At 71.3% G+C, this 13,452-nt stretch carries 14 protein-coding genes and 2 tRNA genes; 7 read left to right on the top strand and 9 right to left on the bottom strand.

Translation table 11 applies throughout. The features are described 5' to 3' along the window. Positions 1-90: 90 nt before the first annotated feature. Positions 91-163: transfer RNA gene (locus QSK26_RS30370), tRNA-Gly, on the top strand. A gap of 76 nt (positions 164-239) precedes the next feature. Then, a tRNA-Val gene (locus tag QSK26_RS30365) sits at positions 240-314 on the top strand. Positions 315-401: 87 nt separating this feature from the next. On the opposite strand, the gene QSK26_RS30360 is transcribed toward QSK26_RS30365, so the two are convergent. The 7 genes from QSK26_RS30360 to QSK26_RS30330 form a co-directional block, all read right to left on the bottom strand. Beyond that, positions 402-1,220: a PIG-L family deacetylase gene (locus QSK26_RS30360; RefSeq protein ID WP_285778714.1), complete on the bottom strand. Its 819-nt coding sequence runs from the start codon at positions 1,218-1,220 to the stop codon at positions 402-404. A 69-nt stretch (positions 1,221-1,289) separates the two neighbouring features. Beyond that, positions 1,290-1,649, bottom strand: a complete 360-nt coding sequence (locus tag QSK26_RS30355; protein ID WP_285778713.1) for a hypothetical protein — start codon at positions 1,647-1,649, stop codon at positions 1,290-1,292. After that, positions 1,646-2,404: a PAS domain S-box protein gene (locus tag QSK26_RS30350; RefSeq protein ID WP_285778712.1), complete on the bottom strand. Its 759-nt coding sequence runs from the start codon at positions 2,402-2,404 to the stop codon at positions 1,646-1,648. Before QSK26_RS30350 ends, QSK26_RS30355 begins: the two co-directional genes overlap by 4 nt. A 131-nt stretch (positions 2,405-2,535) precedes the next feature. Then, positions 2,536-3,249 carry a fasciclin domain-containing protein gene (locus tag QSK26_RS30345; RefSeq protein ID WP_285778711.1) on the bottom strand — a complete coding sequence of 238 codons (714 nt, stop codon included), beginning with the start codon at positions 3,247-3,249 and terminating at the stop codon, positions 2,536-2,538. A gap of 172 nt (positions 3,250-3,421) precedes the next feature. Then, positions 3,422-4,249 (bottom strand): HoxN/HupN/NixA family nickel/cobalt transporter, encoded by an 828-nt coding sequence (locus tag QSK26_RS30340; RefSeq protein WP_285778732.1) that lies wholly within the window; start codon positions 4,247-4,249, stop codon positions 3,422-3,424. 5 nt (positions 4,250-4,254) lie between these two features. Then, positions 4,255-4,902 (bottom strand): hypothetical protein, encoded by a 648-nt coding sequence (locus QSK26_RS30335; RefSeq protein ID WP_285778710.1) that lies wholly within the window; start codon positions 4,900-4,902, stop codon positions 4,255-4,257. Between the two features lie 115 nt (positions 4,903-5,017). After that, the gene (locus tag QSK26_RS30330) at positions 5,018-6,736 is read right to left on the bottom strand and encodes a purple acid phosphatase family protein (RefSeq protein ID WP_285778709.1); all 1,719 of its coding nucleotides are present in this window, start codon (positions 6,734-6,736) and stop codon (positions 5,018-5,020) included. Positions 6,737-6,951: 215 nt separating this feature from the next. Between QSK26_RS30330 and QSK26_RS30325 the strand changes: the two genes are divergently transcribed. The 5 genes from QSK26_RS30325 (at position 6,952) to QSK26_RS30305 (ending at position 12,011) form a co-directional block, all read left to right on the top strand. Further along, positions 6,952-7,449: a hypothetical protein gene (locus tag QSK26_RS30325; protein WP_285778708.1), complete on the top strand. Its 498-nt coding sequence runs from the start codon at positions 6,952-6,954 to the stop codon at positions 7,447-7,449. 314 nt (positions 7,450-7,763) lie between these two features. Continuing rightward, entirely contained in the window at positions 7,764-9,491 is a 1,728-nt protein-coding gene (locus QSK26_RS30320) for a sulfatase-like hydrolase/transferase (RefSeq protein WP_285778707.1), read from the top strand. A 143-nt stretch (positions 9,492-9,634) separates the two neighbouring features. Next, positions 9,635-10,309: a hypothetical protein gene (locus QSK26_RS30315; RefSeq protein WP_285778706.1), complete on the top strand. Its 675-nt coding sequence runs from the start codon at positions 9,635-9,637 to the stop codon at positions 10,307-10,309. 61 nt (positions 10,310-10,370) lie between these two features. After that, a complete protein-coding gene (locus QSK26_RS30310; protein WP_285778705.1) occupies positions 10,371-11,294 on the top strand; it encodes a siderophore-interacting protein in 924 nt (307 codons plus the stop codon). A gap of 54 nt (positions 11,295-11,348) precedes the next feature. Next, entirely contained in the window at positions 11,349-12,011 is a 663-nt protein-coding gene (locus tag QSK26_RS30305; protein ID WP_285778704.1) for a nucleotidyltransferase domain-containing protein, read from the top strand. A gap of 61 nt (positions 12,012-12,072) precedes the next feature. Here QSK26_RS30305 and QSK26_RS30300 read toward each other — a convergent pair whose 3' ends face one another. Together QSK26_RS30300 and QSK26_RS30295 are read right to left on the bottom strand one after the other, a co-directional pair. Then, positions 12,073-12,945, bottom strand: a complete 873-nt coding sequence (locus QSK26_RS30300; protein WP_285778731.1) for a formylglycine-generating enzyme family protein — start codon at positions 12,943-12,945, stop codon at positions 12,073-12,075. 133 nt (positions 12,946-13,078) lie between these two features. Next, positions 13,079-13,441, bottom strand: coding sequence for a DUF2203 domain-containing protein (locus QSK26_RS30295; RefSeq protein ID WP_285778703.1), 363 nt, complete (start codon positions 13,439-13,441; stop codon positions 13,079-13,081). Positions 13,442-13,452: the final 11 nt, after the last annotated feature.

The raw sequence follows: 13,452 nt of genomic DNA, 5'->3' as shown, positions 1-13,452 counted from the left end.
CGGAGGCCGGGTCGCCGAATCCGGTTTGGGGAGCGGGCCGGGATTCGCTAAAGTTCTCTACGTGCGGCCGGGTGTTCAGGCGGCCGTCACGCGGACGTGGCTCAGCTGGTAGAGCATCACCTTGCCAAGGTGAGGGTCGCGGGTTCGAATCCCGTCGTCCGCTCGGAGCGGCTCCGCTCCGCCGGGATCACCCGCGGCGGCGCGACCGCGATCGCGCTCCACCCCGTGGAGCGGCGTGGGGGCGATTAGCTCAGTGGGAGAGCGCTACCTTGACACGGTAGAGGCCACTGGTTCAATCCCAGTATCGCCCACCATCCAACCCCAGGTCGCCGACCTGGGGTTTCGCGTTTCCGGTCCGCCGTCCCCGGGGCGGGCGCCCCGGGGACGGCGAGGCCGGGCGGTCAGCCGCGCAGGCCGGCGAACAGGTCGTCCTCGTGGTCGGGTGCGGGCACCCGGCACAGGTGACGGACGAAGGACTCCTGGGAGAAGGCCCGGTGCTGGATCTCCTCGGGCAGGCGCAGGAAGAAGATGCTGTCTCCCTGGCTCTCGTGCGCGCGCAGCGCCTTGACCTTCTGCTCGACGAACGGCGCCACGTCCACGACGCTGGTGATCAGCTCGTCGGGGGTGCCGAAGTCGTCGGGCAGCTCGAAGTCCTCCGGGCCGACCCCGGCCACGCGCATGGCCTCGAACAGCTCGTGGAACCGGGCGCGCGGCACGGCGACGTAGTAGAGCTTGTCCGGGATGCCGGTCAGCTCGGCCGCGGCGACGGCGATCCGGTGCGCCTGGATGTGGTCGGGGTGACCGTATCCGCCGTTCTCGTCGTAGGTGACGACGACCTGGGGCCGGTAGTGCTCCATCAGCTCGGCCAGCCTGGCCGCGGCCCGCTCCACCGGGACCTCGGCGAAGGCGCCGGGGGCGGTGTTGGCCGGCCAGCCCACCATGCCGGAGTCCTTGTGGCCCAGCAGTTCGAGATGGGCGATGCCCAGATGCTCGACGGACTCGCGCAGCTCGACCATCCGCCGCTCGGCCACCGCGGCCTCGTCGTGGCCGGGCTCCCCCGGCTTGACCCCGCCGGGGCCGTCGCCCTGACCGCCGTCGGTGCAGGTCACCAGGACCGTGCGCACGCCTTCCGCGGCATAGCGGGCGAGGATCCCGCCGGTGCCGATCACCTCGTCGTCGGGGTGTGCGTGCACCGCCATCACGGTCAGCTGTCGATCCATTCGGTCCCCCAGGTTCCCGGCTGTCATGCCTGCATTCAACCGCACCCGGACGGACCGCGAGCACCCGGATCACTCCCGGGAGATGGTGATGTGCACGGTGGTACGCGGGTCCGGCGGGATGCCGGCCTGGATGAGCTGGGCGCGCAGCACGGCCACCGCCTGCTCCAGGGCGACGATCTGCTCCTGGGACCGGGCGAGCTGCCGCTCCAGCAGGTTGAGGCTGTTGTTGTAGATGCCCTCTGCCCTGCTGAACGCCTCGACGTCCACCTTGGACCGCTCAAGCTGGGCCTGCTGCTCGGCGGCGGCCCGCGACGACTCCGCGGTCTTGCGGTTGGCGTCCGTGGCGCTGCGGTAGGCGAACCAGGCGACGCCGAGCGGGACGGCGCCGATGGCGAGCTGGACCACGACGTCCTGGATGATCGACATCATTCGGCGCCCCGCCTCACCAGGCCGCTGTAGGTGACGCCCGCGGGGGTGCTCAGCTCGGTGAGGGTCAGCTCTATGGGGAACTCCGTGCCGTCCGCGTGCCGCCCGGTCAGCTCCAGCACCCGCCCGGAGAGCTTGAGCTGCCCGCTCTCCCTGACCCTGGCGACACCCGCCCGGTGGGCGGGATGGAACCGCTCGGGCATCAGCACGGTGACGGGACGGCCGACGATGGACGCCGCCTCCCAGCCGAACAGCGCCTCGGCGGGTGCGTTGAACGCGCGCACGACGCCCCCGGCGTCGGCTGTGATGATCGCGTCGCCCGACTCGCCCGGCGGTATGCGCAGATCGACGACCTCGGGCCAGGTGGAGATGACGAAGGCGATGTAGGCGCCGAAGACGATCCAGATGCCCCCGGTCACCCAGCCGCGCGGGTTGACGCCGCTGAACACCCCGACGAAGTAGGCCAGGCCGTAGGCCCACCAGGTGGCCGAGGCCAGGGCGAAGGTGATCCGGTCGACGCGCATGAACGCCTGCACGAAGCACACGATCCCGGACACGGCCCAGAGCGCGGCCCACACGGCGAGCGGGGCCACCTCGTCCAGCGCCTGGAAGGCGGGCGCCGCCCGCAGCTCGGGGGGTGCGAACGCCAGCGAGGTGCTCAGCACGAACGACAGCATGCCGACGAAGAGGAGGCTCGCGCCGCGGCGGCCGACGCAGCGGGCGAGGCCGCGGAACACGTTGACCACTACGTAACTCACAGTGAACATGCTATCGCATTCCGTGAACACCCCCTGGTTTTACCCTTGCCCCCGAACCCGTGGGACCCGGGCGCGCACGAAGGCGGCCACCGCCGGCGATGCGGGCGGTGGCCGCGCGAGGCAGCAGGTGATCACCGGGGCATGAGCACCTTGTCGATGAGGTAGACGGTGGCGTTCTTGGTAGGGATGCCGCCACACTCGATCTTGGCGTCATCGTTGACCGTGTAGTCGTTGCCCGAGCCCTTGACCGTCAACTGCCCGCCTTCCATCGTGGTCAGCGTCGCGTTGGACAGGTCGGCCTTGGTCTTCTTGCCCTCGACCACGTGGTAGCTGAGGATCCGGCGGAGCTGCTGCTTGTTGGCCAGCAGCTTGTCGAGCTCGTCCTTGGAGATCTCGGAGAAGGCGTCATCGGTGGGCGCGAAGACGGTGATGTCCTTGGCGGAGTCCAGCCGCTGCGTCAGGTCGGCCGCCTTGATGGCCTTCGAGAGGGTGGAGAGCTTGGGGTTGTCGGCGACGGCCGCGGCGACCGGCTTGCCGGCCGCGCTCTGCAGGCTGCCGGGCCCCGACGCGGGCAGGCTGGCACAGCCCGGCCCGAACGGCGCCGCCGCCCCGGTCGGCGTGGCCCCCGGCGACTCCTCTCCGGTGGGCGTCGCCTCGGGCGAGGTGGTCTCACCGGGAGACTCCTCCGGACTCTGACCGGGCGCGGTGGTGTCCTCCGGCGCCGTCGTCTCGGTGGGCGCCGTGGTGTCCGGTGGTTCGGGAGTGACGGACGCCTGGGCGAGGGGGGAGATGGGGGCCAGTGCCAGTGCGGCCAGGCCCGAGACGAGAAGTGCGGATGTCTTCACGTGTACCTCCTTGACCGATGGACGCGGCTCCGATCGGCGCACATACGATCCATCCCGCACAACGGCATGCCCCCACCAATCCTCCAAATGTCGCAAATGCACACTTTTGGGACATATATGCCGATAATGCCGTGTCGATCTCCCAGGGTGGAGGGAAAAGAGCACGCAGCCGCTACGCCGTCAGGGCACTGACCGCCGCCACCAGATAGAAACAGCCGCCCACGGCCACCGCCACCCCCGCCGCAGCCGGCAGCCACGCCGCCACGAACGCGGCCACCCGCCGGCCCGGCGCGCGGCCGGCCAGCAGCGCCGCCCCCCGGATCGTCGCCACGCCGACCAGAGTGAGGGTGACCGCCATCCCGGCCCCGAACGCCACCACCAGCACCACCGCGCCCGCCGCCCGCCCGGTCAGCAACCCGCTCACCAGCACGACGAACGCCGAAGGCGAGGGCAGCAGCCCGCCCGACAACGCCAGCAGCAACAACCCCCGCCGCGACCAGGGATCCGCGGGCTCGTGTTCCCCGTGCCCATGACCGTGCCCATGACCGTGCCCATGACCGTGTCCATGACCGTGTCCATGACCGTGTCCATGACCGTGTCCATGACCGTGTCCATGACCGTGGCCGTGGCCGTGCCCGTGACCGGCCGGACGCCGCAGGTGGCGGTAGACCAGATGGGCGCCGACGCCGATCACCACGAGACCGGCGAGGACCTGCATCCAGGCGGTGACCGACTTCGTGCCGAACCCCGCGCTCAGCCCGACCCAGGCCAGCGCCAGCACCAGCACGGAGAAGGTGTGCATCACCGCGACGACCACCCCGAGGCGCAGCGCGTCACGGTAACGGCCGCGGGTGCCGATCAGGTAGGCCGCCGTCACGCTCTTCCCGTGCCCCGGCGCGACGGCGTGCAGCGCGCCGACGCCGAAGGCCACGGCCAGCACCACCCAGAAGACCCCCGCGCCGTCGAACAGGGCGATCAGCCGGCTCTCCGCGTCGAGCATGCCGTTCACGCCCGGCCGCCCGCCCGGCGCCGCGACCGCAGCGCCACCAGCACGCCCGCGCCGGCCACCGCCACCGCGCCGGTGCCCGCGGCGAGAACGGTCACCGACCCCGGTACGCCCGCCCCCGAGCCGGAGAAGGACACGCGCTCGGTGTGCCTGGTCGCGGTCAGCAGCGACTGCGCCGGCGTGGCCGGACCCTCCGCGGTGAGCATCGTGCGGTAGGCGGAGTTCAGGTCGGTCAGCGCCCGGACCGTCACGTCCACCCCGGTCACCGGCGCCGGGCAGGAGAAACTGAACCGCGCCCCCTCGGCGACCAGGCGTTCCAGCGCCTCCAGCCGCCCCGGGCAGGGCCGCCCGTCCTGGGAGACGGTGACGTGGGAGAGCAGATAGTCGCGTACGGCGGGCGAGCGGGCGAGCTTCTGCTCACCGGTCAAAGCGGTCGAGACCGGGCCCGACGTGGGGTCCTCGAAGGCGCCGAGCGACTGGCCGAGGGCGACCCAGTCGTCCTCGGCCGCCAGCCAGGAGAGGGTCACCCGCGACCCGTCCGCGCCGATCCGGGCCGTGGACGGCGGCCCGAAGGGGTGGGCGGGCAGGCCGAGCGCGACGGCGCCGGCGACGAGCGCGCCCGCCAGCGCCTGGAGGGGGAGCAACAAGGAGAACTCCTGCCTGGACCCGGGCGAGAGCCTTACTACGGCGGAAGGCCCCCGCCCGGGAGTCCGGCTACTTCTTGACGGTCACTGCTTTTTGACGGTCACTGCTTCTTGACGGCTACTTCTCGACGGTGATCACCGGGCTGGTGATCTTCAGGTTGGCGCTCTCCACGTACACCTCGTAGGTGTTGCCCCTGCGCACGTTGCCGGGCAGCCGGAAGGAGTACTCCAGCCGGCCGAGCTCGTCCGCCCTGCGCGAGCCGAGCTCGATGGCCCGGTCCTTGCCGTGGTCGTGACCGTGGTCGTGACCACGGCCGCCCCTGGCGTCCGCCCGCACGTCCTCCTCGTCCACCTCGCGCAGGTAGACCTTCGCCGTCTCGCCCGGGTCGTAGCCGAAGGCCGAGACCTTCAGCGAGTCCCGCGTCGAGACGGTGGTCTTGTCCACGATGACCTGGTCGCCGACGGTGTTCTCCGGCGTGCGGATCTCGTTGACGGTGCGCTCGCCCTTGGCGTTCTTACGGACCAGGAACCCGTCGTGGTGCTCGCCGTTGGCGTAGCGGGCCTCGAACCGCAGGGTGCCCGACTCCACGTCGATGAGCTGGTAGAGCTGCGTGTCCTGCATCGAGCTGCGGACCTCGGCGCCGTTGCCGGTCCAGTTCACGCCGCCGTTCAGCTCGTACATCTTGCCGCCGGAGACGGAGACGACGTAGACCACGCCGTTGTGCACCGAGGCCGACTTGCGGGCCGCCTGGGTGTTGCCGCGCCCGTAGGAGTGGTCGTGACCCTGGAGGACCAGGTCGACGCCGTACTTCTCGAACAGCGGGCCCCACTGGGCGCGCACGACGGGGTTGTTGCGGGTGCCGGTGGTGGAGTAGACGGGGTGGTGGAAGGTCACCACGGTCCACTTGTTCGGGTTGTCCTTGAGCAGGCCCTCCAGCCACGCGGTCTGCGCGGCCATCAGCGTGGCGTTGCTCTGCACGTTGGAGTCCAGGCCGATGAAGCGGACGCCCTGGTAGTCCACGTAGTACGAGGTCTGCTTCAGCTCGGCGTTGCCCGGCCCGTTGTCCGGGTACGGGAACTGCGGCCGCCAGAAGGTGGACAGCCCGTTGCTGTACTCGTGGTTACCGGGGATCGAGATGTTGTTCACCTGGCCGTCGATGAAGCCGGCGGCCTTGTACCACTGCCCCCACTGCTCCTCGCTGTTGGCGGAGTCGATGAGGTCACCGGCGTTGACGATCACCTTGGCCTGCGGGCGCTCCGCGAACGCCTGGCGGAAGACGCGCGGCACGGCCGAGTCGATGTAGTTCTGGGCGTCGCCGTAGTAGATGAACGAGAACGGCTGGAAGTCGGCGGCGGCGGTGGTGAAGTCGATCCACTCGCTCCAGTTGGCGCCGTCGCCCACCCGGTAGGTGTACCTGGTGGCCGGCTTGAGGCCGGAGAACTCCACCGTGTGGTAGGTCGAGGCGTAACCCAGCGTGGTGTTCACCGGGGTGGTGGAGGCGGCGGGGACGTTCCTGACCGCGCCCGCGGCCGGGGCGACCTCGCCGAGCGCGCGCGGCGCCTCCAGGATCTCCGCCTGCGCCGTCTCGGCGGCCGCCTCGGCGCGCCAGGTCACCTTCTGGCTGGTCGAGGGGGTGGTGGTGGGGGTGAGGATGATGCGGTCCGGCATCGGCGAGGGCTTGTGGATCTCGGCGGCCGGGTACTTCGGGGGCGCCGCGGCGCCGAACGCCGTCGGACCGAAAGCCAGGCCGCTCACCAGCAGCGCACCGGCGCCGATCGCCAGGAGCCGGGTCTGCCGGGACCCGAGGGGCCACGGCTTTCTGAGGACGTCACTCACTGAGGTTCACTCCATGAGAAGCAGATGGTGTCCACAGAGGACGTAGTGGACGCCTGCATTCAGCCAGCCCCGCCCGACGATCAAGCGGACGCGATCTTGCCGTGAGATGAACAGAAGTTCGTATACCTGTCCTCCATCTGGCGTTGACACGGCGTTCAGGCGCGTCCCGTTACGATGTGCCGCGATCATGCCGACCGGAGGAGCAGGTGCCGCCGATGACGACCGCTGCCCGTGTCCCCCGCCGGCGGCCCGCCCGCCGGTGGGCGCTGCTTCCCGCCGCGGCGGCGCTCGGCACGCTCTTCGTCGTGCCGTCCACCCAGGTGGAGCACAAGGACGACGCGTTCATCTCGGCGCAGACCACCGGCATCCTGCTGATCGAGGGCGGCGAGTGCTTCAGCGACCCGGCCTACTCGCCGGTCGCGGGGGAGCCCGTGGTGGTCTACACGCCGTGCGCGGACGGGGCCGACAACCAGTCCTACGGCTTCGTGCACGCCGCGGACGGCCCCTGGGACCGGGCGTCGGTGGCGGCGTTCGGGTGGCGCGGGTGTGAGGAGATGTTCGCCCGCAGGTGGCCGGGGGAGGCCGCCTCGGGGCTCGGGTTCTATCCGATCCTGCCCACGGCCGAGACGTGGGCCGACGGGGACCGGGACATCATGTGCGCCGTCTACGAGCCCGGCGGCCGGCTCTCCGGCTCGCTGCTGCCCCTGGCCTGAGGGCGTGGGCGGGGGTCAGGACCCGAGAGCAGGAGGCGGTCGCTCCACGAGTGTCCCTACGCCTCAGACCGGGAAAGTAGGGAATGACCGGCGTGACGAAGCCACGGTGTTCGGCGGAGGCCGGATCGGAGACGAGCTGTTTGGGCGGTGTCTGCGCACACAGGAGGGTGTATCCGATTTGTGTCATTAACTGAGCACATCAATACGTTCGTCCCAGTGCTTCCCGGCATCCGTGGACGATGTTGGCCGGAAACCCGTGCCGCCGTTAATGATCACTCGCTACACTCCGCCCGAACCCGACCTAAGCGGAGACCATGACCAACTCCCCCTCACGCCGCGCGTTCCTTGCGGGTACCGGCGGCGTCCTCACCTCTGCCATGACCGGCACGGCGGCGACGTCGACGATGTCCGGCACGGCTTGGGCCTCGGCGGCACGCGGTGCCTCTTCCCTCTCCCTGCCCGCCAAACCCAATTTCGTCATCATCCTGGCCGACGATCTCGGCTGGGGCGAGATCGGGTGCTACGGGCAGAAGATGATCAAAACCCCGCACCTGAATCGGCTGGCGGCCGAAGGGCTCCGCTTCACCAGCGCGTATTCCGGCGCGCCGCTCTGCGCTCCGTCCAGGGCCGCGCTCCTCACCGGCCTGCACACCGGCCACACCACCGTGCGGGAGAATCCCGAGGGCGGCGAGCAGCACGACATGAGCGTCGACGACCTCACCTTCGCCGGGCTGCTGCAGATGGCCGGCTACCGCACGGCGCTCTTCGGCAAGTGGGGCTTCGGGCCGGAGCGGCCGGACCAGCCGTCGCACCCGAACTCCCGCGGCTTCGACGAGTTCTTCGGCTTCATCGACCACCAGCACGCCCACCAGTACTACCCGTCCTATCTGTGGCACAACGGCCAGAAGGTGTCCCTGGGCAGGAAGTACTACGCGCCCGACCTCTTCCTGAAGCGGGCCAAGGACTTCATCAAACGCAACGCGGACGAGCCGTTCCTCCTCTACTTCCCGACCATCCTGCCGCACTCCCCCAGCGTGGTGCCGGACGGCGCCGGCCAGTACGAGAACAAGCCGTGGACCCGGGCCAACCGGCTGCACGCGGCCCAGGTGACCAGGCTGGACTCGCACGTGGCGCAGATCGTGCAGGCCCTGAAGGACGCCGGGGTGTCGGACTCCACGCTGGTGCTGTTCATCAGCGACAACGGACCGCACCGCGAGAAGGGCGTCACCCCCTGGCTGTTCAACTCCAACGGCCCCTACCGGGCCGACAAGCGCGACCTCTATGAGGGCGGCATCCGGACGCCCATGATCGCGTGGTCCCCGGCGCTGTCCCGCCAGGGAGAGGTGGCCGACGAGCAGGTGGCGTCCTGGGACATCATGCCGACCCTGGCCGACCTCGCGGGCCTGCCCGTCCCGGACAATCTCGACGGGATCTCCTTCAAGGGGGTGCTCGACGGCTCCGGCTACGAGGGCCACGACCTGCTGTTCTGGAACCGGCCGAGGAAGGCGCAGGCGATCCGGCGCGGCCGGTGGAAGGCGGTGCGCTTCGCGCCGCACATCGCCGGGGCGGGCTCCGACGGCCGGTTCGAGCTCTACGACCTGGACAACGACCGCGGCGAGACCCACAACCTGGCGAAGATCGAGACAGGCATCGCCGCCGAGCTGGACGAGCTGATGAACCAGTCCGTCGGTCCCGACCCGCGCTCGCCGTACGGGCTCCGGGTGGCCTCCAGCGGCCCGGTGCGGTACGGCGAGCCGCACGAGTTCGTGGTCACCCTGCACAACGGGTCGGCGCAGCCCTGGGACGGCGTCCGGCTCCGGCTGGAGGTGCCTTCCGGCTGGCGGGTCGAGGGCGGCGCGGAGCGGCAGCTGCTCGAACCGGGCGGCGCGCTCCGAGCGGCCTTCACCGTGACCCCGCCCGCGGCGGGCGGTCGCGGGCGGACGCAGCGGCTGGTCCCGCGGGCGAGGTTCGCCGCGCAGGGCCGGACGGTGTCGTTCCAGAAGCTGAGGCCCGTCAAGGTGCATCAGAGGGCGGACGTGTAGAACGGGGAATCTCACATTCCGGTCAGGGCGGGACAAAAAGAACGCCAGTACGGCGGCGCCCGGACCGGAGACCCCCTGGCGCGGGAAGGTCGGGAATCGCAGACTGGGAGGTGGACCTATCACGGCGATCCCTTGGAGTGGTCGTGCACAGTCGTCAGACTCAACCGCCCGCGCTGGTTCCCGTGCTGTCGCGCGGCAGGCACAGAAATCCGAACAAGGGCGCGTGTTTCATGGAGTTCGCGTCCTACCTGGCCGGGGAGCGCTGGAGTGACCATCCGGCGTGCACGCATCCGCTGCTGGCGGGGCTGGCCCGGCTCGTCAACGACTACACCTCCGACGACAAGCGGTCCGAACTGGTCGGCCTGATCCCCTCGGTGATCGGGCTCACCAGCGACGATCTGCACGTCGACGCGCAGATCGCGCTGCGCTGCGCCAGGACCGCGCTGCCCGTCGTGGCCGCCGACCTGCAACTGGCGATGGCCGTCTCGGTGCTGGCCGCCGAGCAGATGCTCGCCGAACTCGACGGGCGGCCGCCGGGCGAGCTGAGCGAGGAGAGCGCCGAGGCCCTCGCGCTCGTCCCCCGCGCCGCGGAGGGCGCCCGCAAGCTCAGGCGCGGCATCCGGGTGTCGGCCCGCGGCTTCCGCCGCTTCGCCGCGCCGAACACCGTGCAGCTCGCCGCCCGCGGCGTCGCGCACGCCTGCGTGAACGACCCGGACGCCCTGCTGCGCTCGATGCTCACCGAGGCAATCGCCGACTGCGAGCGGCTGATCGGGCGCCGGACGGCGCCGGCCGCGCCCGCGCTGGTCGAAGCCCGTTGATAATAAGGTAAGCCTAAGCTAAGTTTTCGCTCGGAGACACTCGTCGAGCGAAGGCAGCGTGATGAGCCCGAAGACCCGGGGCGACGTGCCCGCCTACCTGCCCTTTCATGTTGAAGTGTCCAGGACGGTGCGGCTCAGCCCGAGCTTCGTCCGGGTGACCTTCGCCGGGGACACGTTGTGCGATTTCGCGGACAACGGCCTGGACCAGCGGATCAACGTGATCCTGCCGCACGACGGCGCCGACTTCGGCTTCTGCGCCGAGCCGGACTGGTACCAGGCGTGGCGGTCGCTGCCACCCCCCGCGCAGCCGCCCTTGCGCACCTACACGGTGCGGGAGGTGCGGCCGCGCGCGGGCGAGCTGGACGTCGACTTCGTGCTGCACGGGGACGGCGGTCCCGCGTCCCGCTGGGTGGGCGCGGCCGTGCCCGGCGACCGTCTCGTGGTGGTCGGGCCCAACGCCCGCTGCCCGGAGCCGACCGGCGCGGTGGAGTGGGCTCCGCCGCCGGGCGCGGACCGGCTGCTGCTGGCCGGGGACGAGACCGCCGTGCCCGCCATCTCGGTCATCGCCGCGGCGCTGACCCCGGCGGCGCGCGGCCGGATCCTGCTGGAGGTGCCCGAGCCGGACGACGAGCTGCCGCTGGCGGCGCCGCCGGGCGTCGAGGTCGCCTGGCTGCCCAGGACCGGCGCACAGGCCCACGGCGACCTGCTGGTGCCCGCCGTACAGGAGGCCGTGCGGGCGCTCGCCGCCCCCGCGCAGGAGGCCGCCGGGCGGGGCCCGGAGAGCCTGGATGACCTTGAGGACGTGGACGAGGACGAGCTGTGGGAGATCCCCGAGACACCGGGCGGGGACGGCTTCTACGCCTGGCTGGCCGGCGAGGCGGGCATGGTCAGGCGGATGCGCCGCCATCTGGTCCAGGATGCGGGCGTGGACCGGTCGTCGGTCGCCTTCATGGGCTACTGGCGGCTCGGCCGCCCGCCGAGATGATCCGGCGTTAAACCAGTCGGCCCGGCGAGGTCTGGGTGGTTATGGTCGGGGATCATGGATGTGACGGGGCTGGTGCCCGATCAGGTGGTCCTGTCGGTCGTGGTGGGATCGCGGGCGTACGGGCTGGAGACCGAGGAGTCGGACGTGGACCGGCGGGGCGTGTTCGTGGCGCCGACGCCGTGGTTCTGGCGGCTGGACAAGCCTCCGACGCATGTCGAGGGGCCGCTGCCCGAGCAGTTCTCCTGGGAGGTCGAGCGGTTCTGCGGGCTGGCCCTGGAGGCCAACCCGACCGTCCTGGAATGCCTGTGGTCGCCGCTCGTCGAGCGGGTCACCCCGGCGGGCGAGGATCTCCTCGCGCTGCGCACGGCCTTCCTGTCCACCCGGGCCCACCGGAGCTTCCTCCACTACGCCGAGGGCCGGTTCCGCCGGTTCGACCCGGAGCGGCCCCCGTGGAAGCGGGTCATGCACATGCTCCGGCTGCTGATCAGCGGCCTGCACCTGGCCAGGCACGGGGAGCCGCTGGTCCGGATGGACGGCTACCGTGACCGCCTGCTCGCCGTACGGCGGGGCGAGACGCCGTGGGCCGAGGCGTGCCGGTGGCGCGCGGAGCTGACCCGCGGCATCGAGGACGCCGTGCCCGGCTCCCCGCTCCCCCTCCGGCCGGACCGGGACCGGGTCGAGGAGTTCCTCGCCGGCGTGCGGAGGGCCGCCCTGTGACCGCCGCCCTGTGACCGCCGCCCTGTGACCGCCGCCCTGTGACCGCCGCCCCGGGCGCCTCCTAAGCGGTCAGGGCGCAGCGGAAACCGGTGTGGCCGGAGGAGCTGTCCGGGGTGTTGCCCATCCGGGCGGCGACCCGGTAGCGGGTGCAGTAGGAGTCGTGGCAGAGGTAGGAGCCGCCGCGCAGCACCCGGGAGGAGCCTTTCGGCGGGCCGGCCGGGTCCTCCCTGCGGGCGGTGCGGTGGTGGTCGACGCTCCACCGGTCCGAGCACCACTCCCACACGTTTCCCGCGACGTTGTACAGGCCGAAGCCGTTCGGGTCGAACGCGGTGACCGGGGCGGTGCCGCGGTGGCCGTCCTCCGCGGTGTTCTTCGCCGGGAAGGAGCCCTGCCAGATGTTGCACATGTGCCGCCCGCCGGGGGTCAGCTCGTCGCCCCAGGGGTAGCGCCGCTGGACGAGGCCGCCGCGGGCGGCGTACTCCCACTCGGCCTCGGTGGGCAGCCGCAGCCCGGCCCACCGGCTGAAGGCGTCGGCGTCGTGCCAGGAGACGTGCACCACCGGGTGGTCCCAGCGGCCCTCAAGGGTGGACCCCGGCCCCTCGGGGTGCCGCCAGTCGGCCCCGGAGACCGCGCACCACCAGGGCGTCTGCTCCACCCTCGGCGAGTCCCTGCGCAGCACGCCGGGCAGGAAGCCGGCGAAGACGTGCGACCAGCCGAACTTCTCGGCCTCCGAGACGTACCCGGTGGCGTCGGCGAACTCGGCGAACCTGGCGTTCGTCACCGCGCAGGCGTCGATGAGGAAGGGCCGCAGCGTGACCTCGCGCACCGGCCCCTCGCCGTCCGCGGGGAAGCCGCCGTCCTCGTTGCCCATGAGGAACGCGCCGCCGGGCAGGCTCACCATCCCGTCCGTACGCCGGACCGCGCCCATCGGCATGGGGGTCACGGCGGCCGAACCGCCCCGTGCGGGGGCACAACACGCAGGCTCTTCTCGCATAGTCCTGTTCCAGGGATCTTCCGCTCGCCCGCCGATTATCGCCGAAGGCCGCGGCGGGAGGGCCGGGGAGGGGTCAGCCGAGCGGGCGGCGGCCGGGGAAGCCCAGGTCGGTGCGGTGGTACCAGGCGAGCTCGGCGTCGCCTTCCAGCCAGCACAGCCGGACCGGCACTCCGTCGAGCTCGGCGGGGAAGTCGACGAGCAGCGGGGCCACGCCCTTGACCTCGATGCCCTGTTCGTCGAACCAGCCGAGGATCTCGTCCATCCGCGCCTCGAACGCCTTGGCCTCCGCCAGCCCGCCGATCGGCGAACGCTCCCCCCGTCGCAGATCGTGCGCCAGCTCGGACATGTCCGCGCGGATCGCGACGAACTCCTCCGCCCGCGCGAGCACGTCCGGCATCAGCGCGCGTGCCTCTTCGATAGTGAAGATCCGTTCCACACCCGGAACGC

Source organism: Microtetraspora sp. NBRC 13810, from assembly GCF_030268685.1.
GTDB lineage: Bacteria > Actinomycetota > Actinomycetes > Streptosporangiales > Streptosporangiaceae > BSRQ01.
This window is presented reverse-complemented; position numbering and strand designations above follow the sequence as displayed.